Annotated in this window: 27 protein-coding genes; 8 read left to right on the forward strand and 19 right to left on the reverse strand. The window is 45.3% G+C overall.

All coding sequences use genetic code 11. The features are described 5' to 3' along the window. Positions 1–10: 10 nt before the first annotated feature. A complete protein-coding gene (gene rplN, locus D3795_RS05610; RefSeq protein ID WP_092593899.1) occupies positions 11–379 on the reverse strand; it encodes a 50S ribosomal protein L14 in 369 nt (122 codons plus the stop codon). Positions 380–841: 462 nt separating this feature from the next. On the opposite strand from rplN, the gene D3795_RS05615 reads away from it, so the two are divergent. The 6 genes from D3795_RS05615 to D3795_RS05640 are packed head-to-tail and all read left to right on the forward strand — an operon-like array spanning position 842 to position 6,610. Beyond that, positions 842–3,631, forward strand: coding sequence for a monovalent cation/H+ antiporter subunit A (locus D3795_RS05615; RefSeq protein ID WP_156266949.1), 2,790 nt, complete (start codon positions 842–844; stop codon positions 3,629–3,631). Continuing rightward, positions 3,631–3,975: a Na+/H+ antiporter subunit C gene (locus D3795_RS05620; RefSeq protein WP_156266951.1), complete on the forward strand. Its 345-nt coding sequence runs from the start codon at positions 3,631–3,633 to the stop codon at positions 3,973–3,975. The genes D3795_RS05615 and D3795_RS05620 overlap by 1 nt, the downstream gene beginning before the upstream one ends. Next, complete coding sequence (locus D3795_RS05625) at positions 3,975–5,492, forward strand: monovalent cation/H+ antiporter subunit D (RefSeq protein ID WP_156266953.1); 1,518 nt, start codon at positions 3,975–3,977, stop codon at positions 5,490–5,492. Before D3795_RS05620 ends, D3795_RS05625 begins: the two co-directional genes overlap by 1 nt. Further along, the gene (locus D3795_RS05630) at positions 5,485–5,973 is read left to right on the forward strand and encodes a Na+/H+ antiporter subunit E (RefSeq protein WP_156266955.1); all 489 of its coding nucleotides are present in this window, start codon (positions 5,485–5,487) and stop codon (positions 5,971–5,973) included. The genes D3795_RS05625 and D3795_RS05630 overlap by 8 nt, the downstream gene beginning before the upstream one ends. Then, a complete protein-coding gene (locus D3795_RS05635; RefSeq protein WP_156266957.1) occupies positions 5,967–6,236 on the forward strand; it encodes a K+/H+ antiporter subunit F in 270 nt (89 codons plus the stop codon). The genes D3795_RS05630 and D3795_RS05635 overlap by 7 nt, the downstream gene beginning before the upstream one ends. 14 nt (positions 6,237–6,250) lie before the next feature. Next, a complete protein-coding gene (locus D3795_RS05640) occupies positions 6,251–6,610 on the forward strand; it encodes a Na+/H+ antiporter subunit G (protein WP_313906857.1) in 360 nt (119 codons plus the stop codon). Here the strand turns inward: D3795_RS05640 and D3795_RS05645 are convergent. From D3795_RS05645 to queE, 13 genes are all read right to left on the reverse strand, one after another. Next, positions 6,607–7,326 carry a hypothetical protein gene (locus tag D3795_RS05645; protein WP_156266961.1) on the reverse strand — a complete coding sequence of 240 codons (720 nt, stop codon included), beginning with the start codon at positions 7,324–7,326 and terminating at the stop codon, positions 6,607–6,609. The two genes, D3795_RS05640 and D3795_RS05645, sit on opposite strands and share 4 nt — an antisense overlap. Next, the gene (locus D3795_RS05650) at positions 7,316–7,801 is read right to left on the reverse strand and encodes a tetratricopeptide repeat protein (protein ID WP_156266963.1); all 486 of its coding nucleotides are present in this window, start codon (positions 7,799–7,801) and stop codon (positions 7,316–7,318) included. The genes D3795_RS05645 and D3795_RS05650 overlap by 11 nt, the downstream gene beginning before the upstream one ends. Further along, positions 7,794–8,162, reverse strand: a complete 369-nt coding sequence (locus D3795_RS05655) for a DUF192 domain-containing protein (RefSeq protein WP_156266965.1) — start codon at positions 8,160–8,162, stop codon at positions 7,794–7,796. Before D3795_RS05655 ends, D3795_RS05650 begins: the two co-directional genes overlap by 8 nt. Beyond that, positions 8,159–8,959, reverse strand: a complete 801-nt coding sequence (locus D3795_RS05660; protein WP_156266967.1) for a type II secretion system F family protein — start codon at positions 8,957–8,959, stop codon at positions 8,159–8,161. The genes D3795_RS05655 and D3795_RS05660 overlap by 4 nt, the downstream gene beginning before the upstream one ends. Next, positions 8,949–9,800, reverse strand: a complete 852-nt coding sequence (locus tag D3795_RS05665) for a type II secretion system F family protein (RefSeq protein ID WP_173020995.1) — start codon at positions 9,798–9,800, stop codon at positions 8,949–8,951. Before D3795_RS05665 ends, D3795_RS05660 begins: the two co-directional genes overlap by 11 nt. Continuing rightward, positions 9,797–10,972: a CpaF family protein gene (locus D3795_RS05670; RefSeq protein WP_310942465.1), complete on the reverse strand. Its 1,176-nt coding sequence runs from the start codon at positions 10,970–10,972 to the stop codon at positions 9,797–9,799. The genes D3795_RS05665 and D3795_RS05670 overlap by 4 nt, the downstream gene beginning before the upstream one ends. After that, positions 10,962–12,164: a type II and III secretion system protein family protein gene (locus D3795_RS05675; protein WP_173020996.1), complete on the reverse strand. Its 1,203-nt coding sequence runs from the start codon at positions 12,162–12,164 to the stop codon at positions 10,962–10,964. Before D3795_RS05675 ends, D3795_RS05670 begins: the two co-directional genes overlap by 11 nt. Further along, on the reverse strand, positions 12,151–12,906 hold the full coding sequence (gene cpaB / locus D3795_RS05680) for a Flp pilus assembly protein CpaB (RefSeq protein ID WP_156266973.1): 756 nt from the start codon (positions 12,904–12,906) through the stop codon (positions 12,151–12,153). The genes D3795_RS05675 and cpaB overlap by 14 nt, the downstream gene beginning before the upstream one ends. Before the next feature lie 166 nt (positions 12,907–13,072). Continuing rightward, a complete protein-coding gene (locus tag D3795_RS05685) occupies positions 13,073–13,585 on the reverse strand; it encodes a hypothetical protein (protein WP_156266975.1) in 513 nt (170 codons plus the stop codon). Further along, on the reverse strand, positions 13,576–14,124 hold the full coding sequence (locus D3795_RS05690; protein ID WP_156266977.1) for a hypothetical protein: 549 nt from the start codon (positions 14,122–14,124) through the stop codon (positions 13,576–13,578). Before D3795_RS05690 ends, D3795_RS05685 begins: the two co-directional genes overlap by 10 nt. Next, a complete protein-coding gene (locus tag D3795_RS05695) occupies positions 14,121–15,338 on the reverse strand; it encodes a hypothetical protein (RefSeq protein ID WP_156266979.1) in 1,218 nt (405 codons plus the stop codon). Before D3795_RS05695 ends, D3795_RS05690 begins: the two co-directional genes overlap by 4 nt. Beyond that, on the reverse strand, positions 15,310–15,606 hold the full coding sequence (locus D3795_RS05700; protein WP_156266981.1) for a Flp family type IVb pilin: 297 nt from the start codon (positions 15,604–15,606) through the stop codon (positions 15,310–15,312). Before D3795_RS05700 ends, D3795_RS05695 begins: the two co-directional genes overlap by 29 nt. Before the next feature lie 81 nt (positions 15,607–15,687). Beyond that, positions 15,688–16,380 carry a 7-carboxy-7-deazaguanine synthase QueE gene (queE, locus tag D3795_RS05705; RefSeq protein WP_156266983.1) on the reverse strand — a complete coding sequence of 231 codons (693 nt, stop codon included), beginning with the start codon at positions 16,378–16,380 and terminating at the stop codon, positions 15,688–15,690. A gap of 69 nt (positions 16,381–16,449) precedes the next feature. Between queE and queC the strand changes: the two genes are divergently transcribed. Next, on the forward strand, positions 16,450–17,106 hold the full coding sequence (gene queC, locus D3795_RS05710; RefSeq protein WP_156266985.1) for a 7-cyano-7-deazaguanine synthase QueC: 657 nt from the start codon (positions 16,450–16,452) through the stop codon (positions 17,104–17,106). Position 17,107: 1 nt separating this feature from the next. Here the strand turns inward: queC and nagZ are convergent, their stop codons facing one another. Then, positions 17,108–18,139, reverse strand: coding sequence for a beta-N-acetylhexosaminidase (gene nagZ, locus D3795_RS05715; RefSeq protein ID WP_156266987.1), 1,032 nt, complete (start codon positions 18,137–18,139; stop codon positions 17,108–17,110). A 136-nt stretch (positions 18,140–18,275) separates the two neighbouring features. Between nagZ and D3795_RS05720 the strand changes: the two genes are divergently transcribed. Then, positions 18,276–19,601 carry a S41 family peptidase gene (locus tag D3795_RS05720; RefSeq protein WP_173020997.1) on the forward strand — a complete coding sequence of 442 codons (1,326 nt, stop codon included), beginning with the start codon at positions 18,276–18,278 and terminating at the stop codon, positions 19,599–19,601. On the opposite strand, the gene D3795_RS05725 is transcribed toward D3795_RS05720, so the two are convergent. Genes D3795_RS05725 through radA form a run of 4 tightly spaced genes read right to left on the reverse strand, consistent with a single transcriptional unit; the run spans position 19,598 to position 23,407 of the window. Next, positions 19,598–20,338 carry an ABC transporter ATP-binding protein gene (locus tag D3795_RS05725; protein WP_156266991.1) on the reverse strand — a complete coding sequence of 247 codons (741 nt, stop codon included), beginning with the start codon at positions 20,336–20,338 and terminating at the stop codon, positions 19,598–19,600. The two genes, D3795_RS05720 and D3795_RS05725, sit on opposite strands and share 4 nt — an antisense overlap. After that, positions 20,338–21,291, reverse strand: coding sequence for a FecCD family ABC transporter permease (locus D3795_RS05730; RefSeq protein ID WP_173020998.1), 954 nt, complete (start codon positions 21,289–21,291; stop codon positions 20,338–20,340). The genes D3795_RS05725 and D3795_RS05730 overlap by 1 nt, the downstream gene beginning before the upstream one ends. After that, positions 21,288–22,043, reverse strand: a complete 756-nt coding sequence (locus D3795_RS05735; protein ID WP_156266995.1) for an ABC transporter substrate-binding protein — start codon at positions 22,041–22,043, stop codon at positions 21,288–21,290. The genes D3795_RS05730 and D3795_RS05735 overlap by 4 nt, the downstream gene beginning before the upstream one ends. 2 nt (positions 22,044–22,045) lie before the next feature. Then, positions 22,046–23,407 carry a DNA repair protein RadA gene (gene radA, locus D3795_RS05740; RefSeq protein ID WP_156266997.1) on the reverse strand — a complete coding sequence of 454 codons (1,362 nt, stop codon included), beginning with the start codon at positions 23,405–23,407 and terminating at the stop codon, positions 22,046–22,048. Between the last annotated feature and the right edge of the window lie 11 nt (positions 23,408–23,418).

A 23,418-nucleotide genomic window follows, 5' to 3' on the forward strand; every position in this document is an offset into this window, starting at 1 on the left:
TCTGGACTCCTTACAGTACTTCTGGTGCCAGAGAGATAATCTTCATGAACTGCTCAGAGCGCAATTCACGAGTCACTGGTCCAAAGATACGAGTGCCAATCGGTTGTTTGTTATTGTTCAACAAAACAGCCGCGTTGCGGTCAAAACGGATGACTGACCCGTCTTGACGACGGACGCCTTTCTTGGTGCGAACGACCACCGCATTCACAACATCACCTTTCTTCACTTTTCCGCGAGGAATCGCTTCTTTAACAGAAACTTTGATGATATCGCCAATGTTTGCGTAACGGCGGTGCGAGCCACCCAGAACCTTAATACATTGTACGCTGCGTGCGCCGCTGTTATCGGCCACTTCCAGAGTAGTTTGCATTTGGATCATTGCAGTGCTCCGCTTTATGTAAAAAACAGACCCTCTCGAGTCGCTGTTGTCCAGTTACCCTCGAATTTAAGCCACAAAACATGCGAACCTAAATTTTGAGAATAAAAGACTTCCCCTTATAAAAAGGGCGGCGAATTGTAACAGATAAAATTTCGAGATGGTAGTGCGATGTAGGAAATAAACTAAGAAAAGTTTATTTGATTGCGCTCACTGATTTTTGGGGAGCTCATTCCGAAACAATTGGTAACGAGTCAATCTGAGAACAACGCGGAGAATTCTATCATATTGAATGTATATGTCGAGGCAAATCACTCTACTTATTTATGAGTTCAGATCACGCAAGACAAGAGGTAAGCGGTCGATATGTCACGTTCGAAGCTGTTGGCAACCGCTTGAGCTAAGTGGTAAATTCAAACGTATAAACCTTGGGAATGATCAACTTTTTGCAATATAAGGATTCCAATGAATCTCGCTATACTTGTTATGTTGCCGTTTGTCGGTGCGGTATTACCTTTGTTGGTAAGCAACCGACCACGTTGGATCATCACGTTGTCGACCGCGACGGTTACTGCAATTAGCTTCTTTCTTCTCCTGTTTCTAGCTCCCCAAACCTTGCAAGGGATTGTTCCAATTACTCATGTCGATTGGTTACCTGCTTTAGGGTTGAGCTTTAGTTTTCGTTTAGATGGGCTTTCATTGCTGTTCGCCGGATTAATTCTCGGTATTGGCTTGCTCATTATCACTTATGCGCATTATTACTTAAGTGAAAAAGATAATAGCGGTCGTTTTTTTGCATGTTTGCTTTTATTTATGGGCTCGATGCTCGGTATAGTCACGGCCGATAATCTTATCCTGATGTGGTTATTCTGGGAGCTCACCAGTATTTCCAGCTTCTTACTCATCGGCTATTGGTTTCATCAAAGCAATGCGCGTCGCGGGGCTCGAATGGCGCTTGCGGTTACCGGTGCAGGTGGGCTTGCACTACTCGCTGGCATTCTGTTAATTGGTAATATCGCTGGTAGTTATCAGCTCGATGCCGTGTTTGCTGCCGCAGATACCATTCGTGAACACTCACTCTACTTACCAGCCCTATTGCTCGTACTACTGGGTGCATTTACCAAATCGGCGCAGTTTCCATTTCAATTCTGGTTACCGCACGCAATGGCAGCCCCAACACCTGTTAGTGCGTACTTACATTCAGCAACGATGGTGAAAGCCGGTATTTTTTTAATGGCACGCCTATACCCAGTATTGGGCGGGACGCCGGAGTGGTTCACCATTGTGACTTTGACCGGTCTTGCCACGATGCTTTTCGGTGCTTATTTTGCGTTGTTTAAAACCGACCTCAAGGGCTTGTTGGCGTTTTCTACCATTAGCCACCTCGGTTTGATTACCATGTTACTTGGCCTTGGCAGTGCCGGCGCATTACTTGCAGCACTCTTTCACATTTTGAATCACGCGACGTTCAAAGCCGGATTATTCATGATTGCTGGTATTGTCGATCACGAAACCGGTAGCCGAGACTTACGAAAACTGAGTGGTCTTCGCAAGTATATGCCATATACAATGGTACTTGCTTTAATCACTTCTGCAGCAATGGCTGGCATCCCTCTGTTCAATGGTTTCTTATCCAAAGAAATGTTGTTTGTTGAATCTTATCAGCAGCATTTGTTTGGAGGATTATCGTGGTTAGTGCCGGTGTTAGCCACTGCCGGAGCCATGCTTTCCGTTGCCTATTCGATACGATTCGTGCATGGCGTATTCTTCGATAAGGTTGCCGAAAATCTACCGAAAACACCACATGAACCACCATTGATGATGCGTGTGCCGGTTATCATCTTGGCAACGCTTTGTATTGCTGTGGGTATCGCGCCGATGCTCTTTGTCGCCGATATACTCGCACCTGCAATTACTGTTGTGAGCCCTGCCCCAATCGAGATTACGATCTCAATCTGGCATGGTTTCAATCTAGCGTTATTAATGAGTGTACTAGCAATTATTGGCGGAGTCGGAATTTACGTTTACCGAGACGATTTATTGTCGTTTAGCCGCCAGTTTGATCATCACGATGCTAAAGAAGTGTTCGCTCGAATCGTAAAAGCGGTCACAAACTTCTGTGACTCGTTTTTAAATAAAATAGAAACGGGGTCACTTCAACGATATATCGCTGCGTTGTTAATTATTACCGTTATTTTCGTATTGCCTGAACTCTATCAAATCACACAATTATCGGGTACTCGTGAACAAATGCCGGTGAATGCTGTGAGTTTAGCCGGTGCGTTCATCGTTATTTTAGCCGCGATAGGTACCGCTGCATTTCATCACCAACGTTTGACTTCATTGATGATGCTTTCCGTAGTTGGTTTGATGGTATCACTGACATTTATCCATTTTTCGGCGCCCGATTTAGCGTTAACACAACTCGTTGTTGAGGTCGTCAGCATTATCTTGATGATATTAGCGCTGTTCTTCATGCCACAGCGCATACCTAAGGCTTCTAGTGGTGGTCGGGTAGCACGCGATATCCTACTAGCCGGATTTGTTGGAGGTATTGTCGGTTCGCTAAACTATGCGCTGTTGACACGACCGATGAACAGTATCTCAGACTTCTTTTTGGAGAACTCAGTATCCGGTGGTGGCGGCACGAATGTGGTCAACGTCATTCTCGTCGATTTCCGTGGTTTTGATACATTAGGTGAAATTACCGTGCTGGCTATAGCCGCAGCGGGTATCCACAAACTACTCAATAATTTACGACCATTTATGCCTTCTAGTGACGTCGATGGACGACCATGGCACCGAGTGAAGCATCCACTGCTTGTTCAAACAGTCTCGCAAGCAATATTGCCGCTAGCGTTGATGGTTTCATTTTATATTTTCTTGCGCGGCCACAACCTACCGGGCGGTGGCTTCATCGCTGGTTTGATAACGGCCTCTGCGATGATTTTGCAATACATGGCAAATGGTGTGGATTGGGTGAAACATCGTTTCAATTATAACTATCAAACGCTGGCATCGGTTGGCGTCCTGATTGCCCTGTTTACCGGCGTCGGTAGTTGGTTCTTCGGACACAACTTCTTGACCTCATGGTTCACCCATGTGCATTGGCCACTTGTTGGCGAGTTTGAATTCGCTACAGCAATACTATTCGATTTAGGTGTTTACCTTACCGTAATTGGAGCCACCTTAATGATACTAGCGAACTTTGGTCAAATGACGACCCGACACCGCCCAAGACAGGAGAAGCATTAATGGAAGCGCTCTATTCAGTTACCGTGGGCATTCTCACCGCCTGCAGTATTTATCTGATACTTCGTGGTCGCTCTTTCCCTATTGTGATTGGCATCACCATGCTGTCCTATGCGGTCAATTTATTCCTGTTTTCAACGGGTCGACTGGTACTTAATCAATTGCCAATTATTGGTAATCAAGCCGAATATACTGACCCGCTGCCGCAAGCCTTAGTGTTAACGGCGATTGTTATTGGTTTTGCGATGACAGCCTATTCGATTATTTTAGCGGTACGTGTGCGAGGGGAACTCGGAACAGACGAAGTGAATGAACCAAACCAAAATGATGGGGAGGCACAACGCTAATGCTACACCAACATTTGGTTATTTTGCCGTTGCTAATACCAATGCTTGCGGCACTGCTGCAGTTACTGCCGTGGGGCGAAGAACCTCAGCGCTACCGCCGTGCCATAGGAATTATTTCTTGCGTGGCGTTAATTGGTGTTGCCATCACGCTGCTCATACAATCACAGCATGGCCCTAGCGTATATGCTCTGGGCAGCTGGCAGGCGCCTTACGGTATCGTTTTGGTTGTCGACAAACTGTCAGCCCTAATGGTTCTTTTAACAGCGATATTAGCTTTGCCTGTGCTTTGGTACGCATGTTATGGCGAAGACAACCTCGGTTCTCACTTTCAAGCACTATTTCAGTTTCAATTGCTTGGCATCTTGGGAGCTTTCTTAACCGGTGATTTATTCAATCTATTCGTATTTTTCGAAATTCTATTGATTTCGAGTTATGCACTGCTGATGCATGGCGGCGGTAAACAAAAATTACGTGCGACGCTGCATTATGTACTTCTTAACCTTACCGGTTCAGCAATATTCCTGATTGCGCTTGGCGTTATTTACGGCATTACCGGCACCTTGAACATGGCCGATTTAGCCGTAAAAATCGCCAATCTGCAAGCCGATGATGCTCACATTGCTCGTGTTGGCGGACTATTATTGCTAATTGTCTTTGCTCTTAAAGCGGCGTTACTACCACTGTATTTTTGGTTACCACAGGCTTATGCAATGACCACAGGAACTGTGGCTGCGCTATTCGCAATCATGACTAAAGTTGGAATTTACTCGATTATACGGGTATTTACGCTTATTTTCGGCGAAGATTCCGGGGCAACGGCTTTACTCGGTTACGATTGGCTGTGGTGGTTAGGTTTAGGAACTTTAGCCATTGGCGGTATTGGTGTTATCGGCAGTCGTGATTTACGTCTAGTTATCGCTTATCTCGTGGTGATTTCAGTGGGAACCATGCTGACTACTTTCAGTATGAACTCCGAGCGTTCGATTACAGCTGTGATGTACTACATGCTTCATTCTACGTTTATTACAGCGGCTTTATTCTTAATAGTTGATGTGGTCGCCAAGCAACGTGGTAAAACAGCTTCTCGCATCGTCAAAGGTCGTAAAATGGCTCAGCACGCCATTTTAGGGATGATGTTTTTTGCTGCAGCGATCGCCATTATCGGTATGCCTCCGTTCTCAGGTTTTATTGGCAAATTATTTATTCTTGAAGCTGCTAGAACCGGGGCTCAAGTAGCTTTGCTGTGGCCCTTGGTACTTGGTAGTACATTTTTAGTGATGGTGTCGCTCTCGCGAGCAGGTAGTCGCATGTTTTGGCATACCTTCGATGGTAAGCCGGGCGATGTTGCGAGCCCTCGCGGCCAACTCATTGCGATTGGGCTACTGTTACTAGCGATAGTTGGATTGACTGTTTTTGCAGGAAGTATCAGTAATTTTATTAGCGGAATAGCATACGATGTTATGCACCCTGCGGTATATATTGAAGCGGTGTTAGGCGAGGGGTATTCACATGAGTAAAATTTTACCTGCTCCATTTCTTAGCTTATTTTTACTCGTATTCTGGTTGCTGTTGCAAAATACAGTTACACCGGGTCTCATTGTTCTAGGTGCAATTCTCTCTATCGCGATTCCTCTCTACACCAATCGTGGTAGAGACTTTCCGGCAACCATTCACAAGCCATTTAAGGCCATCGAATATTTCTTTTTACTCTTGGTTGATATTCTTATCTCCAATTTAAATATTGCGGCAATTATTTTGTTGCCATCGCGCCACATTAAACCTGCGTTAATTGAATACCCTCTTGATATCGTTGGTGAAGTTCCGATTACGGTACTTGCTAGCACCATCAGTTTAACGCCGGGGACCATTACCGCAGAAATTCGACGTGATGGTCGAGCACTGATGATCCACGCTCTTAATGTTGAGGATCATGAAAAGCTAATTGCATCGATCAAGCAGCGCTATGAGATGCGTTTAAAGGAGATATTTAAATGCTAATTTACGCCATTCAGTTTTCCTTTGTTGCCTTTAGCGTTGCCTTGCTACTTAACCTATGGCGACTGTTTCGCGGTCCGGACTTACCTGATCGTATACTAGCTTTAGATACAATTTATATTAATTCACTGGCGTTACTCGTGTTGTTTGGTATCTGGCATGGCACAGCTTTTTATTTCGAAGCCGCATTATTAATTGCCATGCTAGGCTTTATTGGCACAGTTGCAGCGGCGAAGTTTTTACTTCGTGGCGATATTATCGAATAGGGCAAAAAATGAATATGACAGAACTCCACGGCTGGGCTGACTGGCTAGTTTCTAGCCTTATCATAATCGGTTCTCTATTCGCTCTTATCGGTTCAGTAGGCCTCGCTCGACTACCTGATTTTATGGCGCGGCTACATGCTCCAACCAAAAGCACTACGTTAGGTGTTGGTGGCGTTATTTTAGGGTCTATTATTTATTTTTCAGTGACCACTACATTTTCATGGCATGAGTTACTGATTACGATTTTCCTATTTTTGACCGCACCAATTAGCGCACATTTATTAGCAAAAGCTGGGCTTCATCTCGAGTTGAAGCGCGTTGAAAATACACGTGATTTGCGCGCCCAGCCCAATCAATATTCAGACGAAGACTAATAGGGGCTTGGACCATCAGGGGGCTGTTGCATATGAGCTTCTAGCTTAGTGAATAATGAATTTATTTCTGCCATCAGTTTGTCCAGTTCATCAATTTGCCAACGCATCGGAGCTATTTTGTCGACGCCCACAACAGCGTCGATTGATAACCATTGCATCAGCGACTGAGTTGCCCTTAGATGATCTACCTCACTTGGTTGTGTAACAGATACCTGCGTCAAATAAATATCACGCACTTGGTTTATATCGTAACTAGACATCGATATATCCGATTCCATAACAACTTCCTGATTACGATATATACCATCAACAACTGCAGATAACGTTTCCGCTCGGAGAATGGCATCGATACCGTCTTCATGAAATTCTACCTTCGAGTGCGTTAACCCGTTCGCTAAAAGAGCCTTCTCGTCAGCAGTCAGATTTGACCAGCGCACGCGAAAGCCTTCAGCGTCTGCGAAACCCGAAATATAACTGGGCGCCGAATCTATTGCATACGTACTTACCAAGTCTTCAATTGAATCAGGCCATACATCAAATTTTCGGTAATAATCTGCAACAGCTTGTTGCCAGAACCACCACATTGAATGTTGAAAACGCAACTTTTGTAAGTCTGTAACTTGAACACTCGGTGAATGCGGCATCAGCGCCGCTGCTATAATCAGAACAATTGCTACGAATAACGGAACGAAAAAGCCAGTTTGTTTAATTCTCAACTCTTGTCTCCAAATTTAAACCAGCAACACCGTGTAACCGAGCTAATTCCTCAAGCAGTAATTGATAGTTATTCGAAAACTTTTTATCAACGTTTATTGACTGTAAATAAGGCATTCCTTTAATCAACAACTCGGTGGCTTGACGTAACCTTACCGCAGCTAAATTATGCCAGATTGCAGATTGCTCTGGCCGCAACGATAAACACGTTTGATAAGCGTTTGAAGCTGCTTGATAGATGTTTAGTCTGTAATAAATATGTCCTAATAGACACCAACTTTCTTGATGATTCGGTTGTGCTTTTACAACTTTCAACAAATAACCTTCCGCAGCGTGTAAATCACCTTGAATATACCCGGTTTTTGCGACGGCATAGTGATGCTGAACATTGGCAAAATTTACCTTCTGGGTAGTATTGCAGCCAGTCAAAACGAGCATCAGTATTATTCCAACAGAAACTCTTAAATAGTTAGTCATACACCGGCTCCCTAGCACTAAATTGAAGTGACTTGCCTTGCCACGCTTCCAGCGGTAATGGACACCCCGCTTCACATTCGATGATTGAATCCACACCTGTTAGCCGAATTACTTTTGCTGGTTGAACATTACGAATCACCGTGACAATCTTGAGTTGTTTATCTAAACCGATTACGTCAATAGCAAAGCGCATTCCCCAGGTATGAATGGAACTACAACGGGGAAACCAAAATGCGCGTTGTGGTGATGCGACCCGAAGGTAGAGCATGCCAACGAGCCGTTGTGGGAAGTACTCCATGACTTTGACATCCCGCCAGATACAACGCCCGTTCGAATTGAGATAGAAACGTCCCTGTTTCATGATATTCCTCCTTGTGTAAAACCTATAAAAACTGGTCCGAGAATCAGTAACATCGTCACTGGAAACAAACAGAAAATTAATGGCAACATGAGTTTCACTGCCACTTCTTGTGCCCGCTTCTCGGCCTCGAGTAACTGCTGCTGTCGAAATTGATTGGCCTGTATTTTTAACGTATTTGCAAGCGCACCTCCGGTATGATGAGATTGCAGCACCGCGCCAACAAAGAGATTAATCCATGGGTGTTGAATGCGTTTACAGAACCCGTCTAGGGCTTGTTGCAAGCTATACCCGCTTTGCTGCATACGATGAAGACGAGCCATTTCAGCAACAGCTGATAAGTCATTGGGTATATTTTGTAATGCATGAAGAGAAGCGCGAAATGACAGCCCGGATTGCATCAGCATGGCAACCATATCAAGCGCACTGGGCCACTGCCTGAAGACTTTACGTAAGTGATTTCGCCTCTTATTTCGGTGACTTAAGAGCGCGATAATTATTGGCAGCATAATGCTTGATTTTGCTACACCACTAATTGGTAAACTGACAACGAAAAGTATACTTGCTGTAATTAAAATTAACGAAAGCAACCATTCCGACGGACTTTGTTCAGGTACCGTATTTTCAGCCCGACTGATAATGTTTATTTTGATACTGTCAGGCAGTTTATTGATTGCTTTTTCTAGTAGATATTTAATTCGTCCACTGGCATTACACACGCTCACGATTTTTAACCAGAGCCCCGCAATGCTGACACTGGTCGCCACCAAAGATACCCAAACTAAAACTTCAATTAGCATAGGCAGCACCTAAAATTTTTCGAATCAAAAAGTGACCAACAAGCATTAATCCGCCACTCATCACCAACAACGAATTCCCTAGCGTCGTTTGCGTTAATATCTTGGTATTTTCAGGATGTAAAAAGTGCAGAGCGATAAATAAGCCGATTGGTAGGAAGAGCATTACTTTGCCTTGTAATCGCGCTTGCGCAGATAAACTTTTTACCCGCTCAATTGCATATTGCTGTTGCCGCAGGGTTAATGCTAATCGCTGTAAAATATCCGCTTGTTGAGAACCATGCTGGATACCAAGCTGCATGGTTAATAACATCTGTAAAACGGCTTCGGTATTAACGCGTTGATAGAAATTCTCCAACGCGACTACAGGAGATTCACCGGTTCGCATTCGCCGAATAACAAGCAGCCATTCATGTTTCAGCGGCACAGCAACTTGTGAAGCGCTGCGCTCGAGGGCCGCATTAAAGCTCAGTCCTGCTTGCATCGCCGTGACAAGAAGATCAAGAGCATCGGGTAATTGCTGAGTAATCAGTCTGTGCCGTCTAGCCAATAGGTAATTCTTCAACGCCAACACGATGACCATCATCACGCACCCAACCAGTACGCTTATGGACACCGAAAATACCAAGCTGACCACCAATAAGAGTGGTAAAACAACATAAGTCAGCCGCTCCCAGAAGAGCTTTGCAGGTAAGTAGATAAGAAAATCCGCAAGCGACTGCTCAGTGTTATCTTTGAGCCATTTTTGAGCAGGTTTCCGCCAGCGATAAATTAAGTTCGTCAACAAAGCTATTAATGTGACATAGACACTAATTATCGCAGAGAACACGAGTACGGAGGTCATAGTGTCCATTCAGAAAGTACCCCCGTAGCCATACATTGATTATTTTTGCGAATGAACATTTGATTCATTTGAAGTACATCCGCATCTATTCCTGACACCTCTGAAATTTCATTAATAATACGCGCGCCCTCACTGGTGCGCTGAATTTGGACAATAATGTCGATAGCCGATGCTATCTGCTGACGGATCGCTGTTAATGGAATATCTAAGCCTGCCATGAGAACCATTACTTCAAGTCGTTGTAGGGCATCACGAGCACTGTTTGCATGCAGCGTTGTTAGTGACCCTTCATGACCAGTATTCATTGCTTGCAACATGTCTATCGCCTCGATACCTCGACATTCACCAACAATGATGCGATCGGGACGCATCCGTAGTGCATTGATCAGCAAATCTCGAATAGTTATTCGCCCTTGCCCTTCGGCGTTTGGTGGGCGGGACTCCAAAGCAATGAGGTTTCGATGCGATAATTGCAATTCTGCAGCATCCTCAATGGTGATAACCCGCTGATGTTCAGGTATCTCACTGGCTAAGGTATTTAGGAGTGTGGTTTTACCGGTGCCCGTTCCGCCGGCAATTAGAATATTGCGGCGCTGCACGACACTTTCTTGCAGATAAAGCGCCGCCTCTGTTGAAAGTGAACCTTGAGAAATAAGATCGTCAAATTGAAGTTGTTTAGCGAGAAACTTTCGAACTGTAAGACAACTCCCCCTGAGAGCTATGGGTGATAGCACCGCATTAACTCGCGAACCATCAGGCATGCGTGCATCAACCATCGGCTGGGAGCTATCCAACCGACGTCCCAGTGGCGTGATAATTCTATCGATAACGAGCAGTAACTCCTCTTCGCTAGAAAATGCAACTGAGGATAGCGAAAGTTGCCCTTCTTTTTCGACATAGATTGTTTGAAAGTCATTGACCATGATCTCTGAAATAGCGCCATCATGAAGCAACCCAGTGAGTGGACCAAAGCCGATACAATCATTAACAATATCCTCTATGACCAATGACAGCTGACTTGCGTCGTCAGCCGATAGGCCTGTCTTATAGTTCTCCAGTATCACTATCGCATGCTGTTGAAGTTCATTAGAGGACATCCGTTCGATGTTTTTTTCGCTTCGTTGTAATGTGTGACGAAGGTACTTACGTGCGAGATCGCTATTAAATGACATCGTTTAACCCCACGCACGTTGATTCATCGCGAAACCATTGAATAAGAGTTTGAGCATGCTTGTGCTCTTGGTTCGTTTGCCGGTGGTGTGACTGCAGCATCGGTGTCACCACAACCATTAATTCCGTTTCTGCATTACGAAACTCTCGTGATGAGAACAGCTGGCCAATAATTGGAAGATTGTGAAGAAATGGAAACGACTCTGCTTGCAACGATTGCTCTTGATTAAATAATCCTGAAAGTATGATCGCTTCACCACTTTTTGCAGTGATCAAACTACTAACCCGCCGCGTTAACATTCCAGGTATTCCTTGTATGGCGGTGGCTGGATCAATCGTACTTATTTGAGCCTTTATCTCAGTCGAAATCTGTCCTTTTCCCAGGTCATGGGGCGACATTGACAACGAAATGCCGTAATCACGGAACTCAACATCTTGTCCACCCTGCGCAACAACTTGCGGAATCGGAAACTCCCCTCCTACAAGGAAATCCGCCTGGCCACCGCTAGCAGCCATCAGTTTAGGTTGAGCGAGAATTCGAGCATGTCCATTTTGTATTAACAAATTGACTGTTGAGAGCAAGGTGATAGGAAAGGTAACCAACTGCGCTCCAGAATCGCTTATAGTTGGACCGCTTATTGCGTTTGGCCATTTTATTCCCAAATGCTGTGCACTTTGTCGTTTTACTTCGAGAATGGTCACTTGCAATTCAATCATCTGATCAACTGCAACAGGTAGTTCATCAACTTGAACTAACCAATGAGGAAACGCTTTTACAACTTGGTTAAAAGCGGCCAGTTCACTCTTATTCAATTGGCCTGTCACAACCATAGCGCCAGCGCTATCTTCAAAATTTAGTTCTGAATATCTCTGCTTTAACCACTTAATTTGTAATTGTTCTTTCTTATCTTTCAGAGCTGCAATGGCAATTGATACTTTCTCATTTGTACCAGATTGATAACGTATCAATAGCTCGGTAAATCCACTCTTTAAACCTTTTAATACGAGGTCATTAGATTCTAGTAACTCAACTTTGAGAATGTCTTCGTTACCGACAACAACATCAGTCACGCCTTCAAGCGATATAAGCTGCATATCGCCAACTTTTAGATTGATGTTCTTCGCTTTAGCGGCCTGAAGTGCACCTGTGAAAGTCACCAGTAGAATGACAAAAACAAAATTAATATACTGCATTAGCATTGGCCTCTTGAGCAAAAAATCGATGTATTTTTATTGGCTGTGGTTGCTCAGCAGCCGTATAAGATGTGTCAGCATGTTGGAGCCAAACTGAGTAATCTTGCATTCTCATCGCCTCGAACACTGCAGCTTGTCTCGGCGTCAATTCGAAGGTCATCGTGCTTGGTAGGAACTGTGACGGATTAAGTTCTAACTGGGTATGATGGTCAAAATTGTCCATAGCAATTACCGGAATATTAACCATCTCTAGAGGTTTATTATTCTGTTGAAAATCATTTCCCCGCAAAGTGACTCTATCGCCTATTTTGATAAGACCATTGTGCAACTGATGAACGGATACCAAACTTGTCACTGCATAAAACCCAGGACGTAACTGCGAAGAGAAATGCGGCGTTTGGTAAGGTTTAATTGCGTCGGTTGTAAGTGGCTCGCCTCGGTCAATAAATCGGCTGGACGCCAATCCGAAAATACTGGGGGCATCCTCTGGGCGTAGCCAACCATCTTGAACTAAACTTTTCGGAAAGCTTCTGATAACTAATGTATCTACATTAATAATTTCACCAGCTAAAATATCTCGCTGTGTGACGAGAATCCCGATTTCTTCCTCACGTTGCTCTTCCACTTCAATAGAAGCTTGTTCTTCAACATAGCCCGTGACCAACTGATAGCTGGCAAGACTTAGCGCCAAACTCAAAATGAGCAACGCCAAAAGCCTTGCACGTGGTGTTAATGCCGTCATAAAAACTCACCAAACCAGTGGATTGAGCGTGAAGTTGTCCCAAATCCATTCGAAGTGCATGGAGGTTGTTTGCAGAAGATGCTTTACCATCGTCACAATGGAGTGACCTTTCGGAGTAACCGGAACAGTCCAAATTAAAGCGGCAATCAACATAATAATCAGCGACTCAACGAGACTTTGTCCGCGTTGTAATCTGTATGCTGTGGGTAATGTTGTGTTGCTGCACCAGCAACACGGAGGTTTCTGGCTTGTCCAAGAGAATGTGAAAACGTCCATGTTCTATTTCCTTCATTGAAACTAAGCGAGCACCAAAACGAAAACTAAATCCATCCGCCAACGTTCTGGCTTTATGCTCCGATGAAAAAATTTCTAAAAAATAATTATCAAATCCTTGCGCAATCAATCGCTCTCCGAGCCAGGTCTTCTGGGAACGCTGAGGCTGTTGATTTAGCCGAAATGATTGTGCATAAAACGATCCATTAAGATTCTGCAGGTGCCAAAACTCATCAAACTCAAGTCGACAAAAATAGTTCTGATTTAGTGGCTCGAGCTGTTGACATGAGAACTGCTCAACTAGCTGCTTCACTACGCGTTTATCTTCTATTTCCCAAAGCTCTCCGTGGCTATTCACCGCAACCAAGTTCGCATGGGTTATAAGCCAGGTAGCTATTAACGACACGCTGGATCCTCACAGCGCAATTCGTAAGGGGTAATGTCTGCATCTATCTTGCCGAGTATTAATGAGTCTCTATCCAGTTCTCGGCTAATTGGTAGCTGGCCAACAACATGAAGTATTGTCGTTAAACCAACGCGGTTTAAATAATGACTGAGAGTTAGCGACTGTGGCGCAGAAATCAGCGCTTCATTGCTTCCTTGCGACCAGCCATCAATCAACCGAGCCAATCGATAAGGTGATTGATCGGAGCGGACGAAAAAGAGGTTATCTAGGCCAAGTTCTAATTCAGTAACACGGTTCAGCGGCGATAATATGGGCCTAACGTTGCGACTGAATTGATCCGAGTGTGTACGTTGCCAAGCTTTGTTTGGGAAAAGCTGAAGTATCTCACTTCGCAACATATCAAGCTCTTGATGCTGTGAATACAAGGCATCATGCAGCTTGCTAATACTCATCGAGAGCGTTACTGAAAGAACACCAAGAATCAAAACAAGCTCGATCATTCCTTGCCCATATTCATTTTTGAATGAAATATTTTTCATAGGTTGTCCCAGCTAAATCGACTCAAAATAAATTTCTCAGTGGTACTCAGCGACTGTAACTCAGGCTCCCATAAGGCATTGAATAGATTGGCATGTTCAATTCGTTTATCACGTCGCGGGATAACTGTTTTCGGCCGCGAAAACCGTACACCGGCTTTCGCTATCACATCGTTAAATTTGATAATTACAGAAGGCCAATCGTCTGGCGCTAGATGTTCTTGGTTAAAATAGCTGGGCGTATCCGTAACTCCCATGCGTTTTTGATTTAGTAATCCGAGTTGAGTTGCTCGCGGATTTAAACGTGAGCTCTCACCGAACTGACTTTCAGTCACTTGGTCGATAGACCCAGTCTGATAGGTCGCCCCTTCTCCCCATGGAATTTCTTCGCGTTTAAATAGAAGTCGGATATGCAGTGCTACAGTATCCATTGCTTGCCACGCCCAACGTCCGTTTTTAACCGTGATTAGCTCGCTACCCCCTGCCTTTTGCGCTTTTATAACGCCAGCATCAAACCATTTGTAGCTACGGTTTTTTGAAAATGGGTCGCGACTACTTTGCGTCATATCTAACAGCAAATCATTATCTCGAGACGCGTGCTGAATTGGTAAGTAACGCCACCAGAGCCAAGGGAATTCAACGAGTCCGGGACTATGCAACAACGTCCAAGTCTGTTGCTTAATATTCTGCGCTTGAGCGACTTCGGTGAGACTTTGCGGAATCATCATGGCGAACGATGCGCGAATCATCCACTGCGCAGTCTGCAATGTTGAAAATAGAACGCGCTGCATGGTTAATGCACTCGTCAAAACCAAGTTTAGTGGCTGTTCTACTTGCGCTACCGCATTTGCCAATTGGCGAGTTATGATATTCACATAGGGGATAACACTGCTCACCAGTGCTAGCCGATCGGAGGCCGAGCTTAGGTTGCTATACCAACTCGCTAAACCTAATAGTTGCCCTTGCGTGACTTGGTTGGCGATTAACGCTCGATTAATAATCGCCAGCAAATTAAACTCTCTCGCAATAATTGTCGCTGCGCTTAACGCCATATTGTCCGCTGCACTTTGCAAATGCCACCGCTGCTGAAGCCGCTGTTGTTGTGTGACAATGAGTAGCAAGACCAGCAATAACCCAGCAACTGCAGGCAATATAAGAACACTGACGTACCCTCGTTCATTCATCACATTAGTTACCAGACTCAGTGACTTCATCATAATTGCCTAGGCTGACATCTTGGCGCCCTAACGTATTGGCACGGCGAGCTGCGCTACGGGCACTATTAAGTTGGTTAGTGGAACTTTGTCCGGTAATTTCACTGGCAATGCCGGCAACCTGTCCGCGAACGGTTTTCCCCAACAGTGAATAAACACCAATAGCAGCTACGGCAATTAGCGCGACAATGATGATGTATTCGGTCATGCCCTGCCCTAAGCAACGACGCAATGGGTAAGGTGGATAGGAAAGCTTGTTACGGTTTGGCATCTGAGTTTCCTTCTCAACTAGTGGTTAGGAAACTCAGTGTAGACTCAGGTGGGCAACTGATATTTTTAGTAGGTCTTTTACCTATTCAATATTGAGATACTTATGCAACTGCACCGAGAGGCGCCAATTGCGTTCAATACAAACCTTCATGGCTAGTTCTGTCGCTCGAGGACGTTGACTAATTGGTTGCAGCGCAATACTTACGCCTTCTCGCGGTGGACAAGTTGCCAGGAGACGGTCGAACTGATCAATATGCTTTTGCATCGCGACTGGGTACTTGATCTCGTCGGCTCTTTTCATACAGTCTGGGCGCACCATATAACCACCAGGCATATCGAGTTTTGGTGAAACGGTAACCCAAGTTGCATCAGTGACTTTCAACAAAAACGTTCCGCTAGTTTCAATTTGTAATTGATAACCCGCCTGCTCAAGCACTTGGCCCAACTCAATCAGATCAAACATTGCGGGTTCTCCACCAGTGATCACAATGTGCTTCGCGGTATACCCCTTTTGCTTTAGCAAGTCGACAAGTTGCTCTGCTGTTGCATTCGCCCAATGCGAAGTCGCTTGAGTTTTCTCAGTCACCTCAGACAACGCAACTTCATCATTTGGCTGTTGCTCCCATGTATGCTGAGTATCACACCAAGGACAACCTACCGGGCACCCCTGTAAACGGATAAAAATTGCTGGAACTCCGGTGAAAATTCCCTCGCCTTGAATGGTTTGGAACACTTCATTTATTGGGTAGAGAGTATTAATAGGATTCTCCAACATCTACAAAATAATTTGGGTTACAATATTGAGCGAATTTTAGCGTAATTTCAGGCAAATTAGGATCGTAACATGGCAAAAGTTGTTGTTATCTACTCAGGCGGTATGGATTCGTTTACCGTATTAAACCACGCGGTGCGCCAAGGACATGATGTTTACGCTCTCAGTTTCAACTACGGACAGCGCCACGTCAGAGAGCTCGATGCTGCGGCAAGCGTATGTAAGCAGTTGGGTATCCCACATAAAATTGTCGATATCACAGCCATTAACAGTCTTTTAGCTGGTAGTTCATTAACCTCTGATATTGATATACCTGAAGGTCATTATGCTGAAGAGTCGATGCAGTCAACGGTCGTTCCAAACCGGAATATGATTTTGTTGTCGCTAGCGATTGGCTACGCCGTCAGTATAGACGCAGAAGCAGTTTATTATGGTGCTCACTCGGGTGACCACGCCATTTACCCAGATTGTCGACCTGAGTTTGTCGAAAAAATGAATGAGGTCAGCCTGATAGCTAACTACGAACCGGTTCGAATTGAAGTGCCGTACTTACGTAACAATAAAGCAGAAATACTAGCAGACGGTTTACGCATGAATCTTGACTACAGCCAAACTTGGACATGTTACAACGGTCGTGAAAAAGCTTGTGGTAAATGTGGTGCCTGCGTTGAACGTCTTGAGGCTTTCGCAGCGAATCAAGTCACTGATCCGCTACAATACGAATCATGATTTAAGCTTTGCCGGCCGCATCACGCATTTCGGCAAGAACAGCTTGAGCACCGTGCCAACGAGGATGATTCCGTAACACATTCATCGTCATACCAACTGGCTTCGTGAGTTGCTGATAACAACGAGCTACATTTTTCTTCAGTTGCTCAAGCCGTGGCTCAATGGCATTGATAACTTCAATTGCACCAGCTCTATCGTTACACACTAGCACCATATCGCAGCCAGCATCTAAGGCTGCGTGAGCTCGCTCACTCATTGTTCCCGCAACGGTGGCGCCAGCCATACCCAAATCATCGCTAAAAATAATACCGTTGAATTGTAGTTGCGCACGCAAAATATCCTGTAACCAATAACTGGAAAAGCCCGCTGGTTTATCATCAACGGCTGGATAGATAACATGTGCAGGCATAATCGCATCAAGGCAGCTTGCAAGCTCAATGAATGGGGGTAAGTCGGTCGCCAGAATTTCTTCCCAACTCCGCTCGTCAATGGGTATTTCAATGTGAGAGTCGGCGCGCACAGAGCCGTGCCCAGGAAAATGTTTACCAGTTGCCTTCATTCCCGCTTGGTGCATACCGCGAATAAAAGCACGAGCAATTGGCGTTAACTGCTCAGCTTTGCTTGCAAATGCGCGATCGCCAATCACTTCACTAATACCGTTTACATCTAGTACTGGAGCAAAGCTAATATCGATGTCTAATGCCAGAACTTCGGCGGCCATCAACCAACCTAATTCTTGCGCCCAGTGTTGGGCTTGCGATTCACTCTCGGCATACCGACCAATTTCAGCCATTGCCGGAATAGCGCTAAAGCCGTCGCGGAAGCGTTGCACCCGTCCACCTTCATGATCAACTGCTAAGATAAGTGGGTTGCGAGCCGCAGCGCGAGTTTGACGGACAAGCTCCAGTAGTTGTTCTTGGCTTTCGAAGTTTCGACTAAAGAAGATCACCCCACCAACGGCAGGATGAGCCAACAGCTCACGTTCTGCATCGGTTAATTCAGTGCCTTCAAGATCAATCATTACTGCGGTCATATGGTTATCTCTTATCTCCGTTTCGGCAGGCAGTGTGCCAAAATAAAAATCATCCGTCACTAGTCAAATCTTGGAGATTTAGTTAAAAATCTGTCATCTTATGAATACGTCGATTATCAACATAGAGATTATTCTTATGAAAACATCCGCCAAACTCGTCTTAACAAGTCTTGCCAGTTGCTTGGCGTTAGCCGGTTGTGGAAGTGATAGTGATGCTAACGTGGGCCCTATTGTTGACCAATGCAGCGCACGCGGACAAGTCGGTACTTTCTACGAGTATATGCAAGATGATTACTTGTGGAACGAAGATATGCCCAGCGTCAATCCTGATAACTACAACAATATCTACGACTTGCTAGAAGCGTTGGTGGTGCCAGAAGATCGATACAGCTTTATTTTGACGGAAGAAGAATACCAAAGCCGTTTTGTCGATGCTGAATATGCTGGCTTCGGTTTCAGCTCGAGACTAACGCTCGACGACCGTATTTTCATCAATTATGTCTATGCTGGATCGCCAGCGGAAATTGCGGGTATAAAGCGTTCCGATGAACTCACTCATATCGATGGTGAATCGGTACAAACACTGATTCAAGAAAATCGCTACCAAGAGGCATTAGGCGGGTCTGAAACCGGTGTGAGTGTTGAATTAACTTGGCGAGACGTCGATGGCATTAGCTATACCGATGTTCTCACCAAAGAAATTGTCGAAACTAATACAGTTCTTGCCACTGAGCGTTTTCTGATTGATGGCAAAGAAGTTGGCTATTACGTGCTAAACAGTTTCATTAACCGCACCGGCGATGACTTAAATAGCGCTTATGATCAGCTGGTTGGCGTTGAAGAGCTCGTTATTGACCTTCGCTATAACGGTGGCGGGCTCACTCGCTATGCTAACCAAGCATCAACGCAAGCCGCTGGTGACACTGTAATTGGTGAGGTATTCACCAAATATCTGTTCAATGCAAATAATTCTGAATCCAACTTTATCGAGCAATTTCAGTTATATGATGGCATTCAGCAACTCAATTTGAATCGCGTTTATATTTTGACTACAGGTGCGAGTTGTTCATCCTCTGAGTTAATCATCAATTCATTAGACCCGTATGTTGAAGTCGTCGTTATTGGCCAACCTACCTGTGGTAAGCCGGTTGGACAGATTCCTGAGTTAATTTGCGATAAGCGTGCTTTCGTGGTGAATTTCGAAACTGTAAACGCCATAGATGAAGGTCGTTATTATGACGGTTTAGCACCGAATTGTAGCGCCGATGATGTATTGGTGGGCGACTGGGGCGACCAAAACGATCCGATGTTACAGGCGGCCGCGTATCACATAACTTTTGGCCAATGCCAACCAACTGCAACAACATCAGATAAAGATACGGTTCGTTCTTTAAGTGGTTCACAACTGAAAGAGCAATCTCGCCCGACGAAACTTCCTGATTTGTGGCGTCAAGAGCATTAAAGACGACGAGCAAGCATGGCAACGCCGTTGCTATTACATATCCAATCGATATTAACCTTGTATGCAAGTGCAAGGTTAGTGTCGGTTAATACCTGGTTCGGTTCACCACTGGCAAGTAATTTCCCTTCGTGAAGTAGCATCAATTCATCGCAATATTGCGCAGCAAGCGCGAGATCATGGAGTGCAACAAGAACTAGTTTTCCTTGCACTCTAAGCCTTTTCAGCCACTCCATCACCAACAATTGATAGTTTAAGTCTAAGCTCGCCGTTGGTTCATCAGCCAGAATCAGTGGTCGATTCATGGCATTGATGCAGGCCAGCATGACCCGTCGTTGCTCTCCACCAGATAATTCCGTAATTGGACGGTTCATCAACCTATGCAGCTGAAACTCTTCAACGCTCTCATTACGCCAAGCAGCAAGATTTTGTGCTGTTTCAACGAGATTAACTTGGCTTGTTCGCAGCATGTCTTTAACCCAAATAGGCTCATGAAATAAGTTGCTTTGTGAGAGATAGGCCAATTGTTGTCGCTGCTCAAAAGGCGACCAACGTAACAGATCATGACCACGCCATTCGGCCGCTCCACTCGCTTTAGTCAGCCCTCCCGCTAATATCGATAGTAGTGTCGATTTTCCCGAGCCATTAGCACCAATGATTCCAACTAATCGCCCTGACGGTACCTTAAAGTCAACGTTCGTTAACCGGTGCGAATGGGAAAGGTTAGTCAACTCAAGCATCAGACTCGTCCCGAACGATGTAATAATAACAACAACCACGGCGCGCCAATTAAAGCGATTACCACCCCTAATTGAAGTTCAACTCGAGTATTAATTGTTTGCACCAGTGCATCAACCGCAATTAGAAGAACGCCGCCAATCAATCCGCTGCCGTAGATAAGTTGATTGGGTCGCCTCATTCCTAGCAACCTCACCAAATGTGGTGCCACCAACCCAATAAAGCCAATAATGCCGGCGGTAACAACCGATACAGACACCAGTAATGCAGTAACGAATAACAATAAAAATTTCGACCAAGATTCATTGAATCCAAACGTTCGTACCGTAGGTTCATCGAAGATTTGTACTTGTATGTACTGACGCTGGGTAATGAGTATCAAAATACTGATGATTAGCAGCGGCGCAATTAACCAAACATAAGCCCAGCCACGATTAGCAACTGACCCCATCAGCCACAATGCCCACTCTTGGAATGCAAACGGGTTGGGTGCCAGGTTAAGTACCACTGCAATCAGAGCGCCTGAAATAGCAGAAATTGCAACGCCCACTAAAATGATGCGAATGCCCTGCGGTTGCCGTCCCGAAAGCAACCATAACAATCCTAGCGTCAGCATGCCACCAACTAAACCGATTGCCGGTAGCCACCAAGAAACAGGTCCAACAGCGCCCCAATAAAGTGTAACCACGGTAGCCAAAGCCGCGCCACCAGCAATGCCAGTAATGCCCGGCTCAGCCAGAGGGTTACGAAGTAATAGCTGCAGTACGCTCCCGGCTAAACCTAAAGCGACACCATTACAGAAGGCCAAGAGCAAACGCGGTAGTCTAATTTCAAATAAAATAAAGGTTTCTAATTCATTACTAGGCATTAACGACCAATTGTCACCGCCACTCCCTAAATGCCACAGAATTAGTAAAAGTGCACAAGCTAGAATAGCAAAGCTTCGGATAATCATGGCATGACTACCTGAGCAACATAGTCTGCTGCGCGCTGGGCAGGACAACCACTCACTGCCGATGGAATTTGCACCACGTCGCGCTCTCTCAGCCAAGGTTGTAAAGCGCTGTGCCACAGCCATTCATTGGCACGTGCATAGTTCTGTGAAAAGCCGTCGAGAACAACACGATCTGGCTGTAATTCAACTAATTTCTCTAGATCTATTTGCACAAGTTGATGCGATTCAGAAGCTACCATGACGGGTATATCATTCGCTCTTAGCATGTCTGCAATAAAACTCTCGCCACCCCAGCTATATTGATTCGGCATAATCACTAAAACAGATTTTGATAAATTCGGCAATCGTGCCAATTGAGCGTTTTGTTGTGCGCTCCAACTTTGTAATGATTGTTCAAGATTAAGCTCTTCACCAAGGTTTTTCAGCGTTAGTCGCCATTGCATCCAAGTATTCGGTTCTTCGACAATTACGGCATGCGTAGACTTGCTCAACTGCGATACTAACCGAGAATTCGTGTAAGTTCCGTACAACACAACATCGGGTGAAGCGCGAAGTACGCGCTCCAATCGATTTCCATGAGCGGTACTTGGAATGAATTCCCAAGAAGCAGGCAACCATTGTGGTACCCATTCATCGAAGCATGGGTTGAGCGATACTAATCGTTGAGCAACCGCTGTTGCGCCTGTTGTTAGTCCGATTAACAAAAGAGTTATACAGCCACTAACTTTCATTCGCGTGAACTTAGCTTGCACAATTAAGTGGCCTCAAGTGCTTCTTGTAGACTTTTTACGCCAATGACTTCCATTCCCTTTATCTTGTCCTTTGGTTTATTGGCAACAGGAACAATAGCTTTGGTAAAGCCATGTTTTGCAGCCTCGTGGAGTCGAGCTTGGCCGTTGGGTACCGGTCGAATTTCTCCAGACAAACCCACCTCGCCAAACACAATAAGATCACGGGGAAGTTCAGTTTCTCGAAAGCTAGAAACAATCGCGAGTAATAACGCGAGATCGGCGCCAGTTTCCATCACACGCACGCCACCAACGACGTTCACAAATACATCTTGATCGGACATATGCAAGCCGCCGTGACGGTGTAATACTGCGAGCAACATCGCTAAACGCGTGGTTTCCATACCCACCGCAACCCGCCTTGGATTGGCAAGTTGACTTACATCAACCAGTGCTTGCAGCTCAACCAATAACGGGCGAGTTCCCTCCCAAATGACCATCACCACCGAACCGCTACCGTGTTGCTCACCACGTTGCAAGAATATTGCCGATGGATTCGTGACTTCTTTGAGGCCTTGCCCTGTCATAGCAAAAACGCCGAGTTCATTGGCTGGTCCAAAGCGGTTTTTATGACCACGAAGAGTTCTAAACCGTGAATCTGCATCGCCTTCCAGCAATATTGAGCAATCGATACAGTGTTCTAATACCTTAGGGCCTGCTAACGAACCATCTTTGGTGACATGACCAACCATAATGATCGCAACACCCTTTTGTTTTGCATAACGCGTGAGATAGGCAGCACATTCGCGAACCTGTGAAACACTGCCTGGCGCAGATTGAATGTCAGCTAAATGCATCACCTGAATTGAATCGATAACCATCACCCGCGGTTGTTCTTGATCTGCGAGATCGCAAATTGTTTCAACGGAAGTTTCTGCCAACATTCGAAGTTTATTCGTCGGCAAGGATAAACGTTGGGCACGCAGGGCTACTTGCTGCAATGATTCTTCACCGGTGATATACAAAACTTTCATCTGATCGGCCAAGCGACACATGGTTTGCAGCAATAATGTACTTTTGCCAGCACCTGGCGAGCCGCCAATAAGTATGGCTGAACCGGGCACAATACCGCCACCAAGCACACGATCAAACTCAGTAAAACTGCTGCTAAATCGCGGTAGCTCTTCTAAGTCCACCTCATTAAGCGTCTGCACTTTTGCTCGCGTAGCACCAGCATAACCACGACGCTCAGCACCGCTTGACTTGACGCTACCTAAGCGAACTTCAGTAATGGTATTCCACGCTTTGCACTCAGGGCACTGCCCTAACCATCTGACAAAGTCAGCGCCACAATCATTGCAGACGTATGCGGTTTTGGTTTTTGCCATCGTTTGAATTT

This window comes from Pseudidiomarina andamanensis (assembly GCF_009734345.1).
In the GTDB taxonomy this organism is placed as follows: domain Bacteria; phylum Pseudomonadota; class Gammaproteobacteria; order Enterobacterales; family Alteromonadaceae; genus Pseudidiomarina; species Pseudidiomarina andamanensis.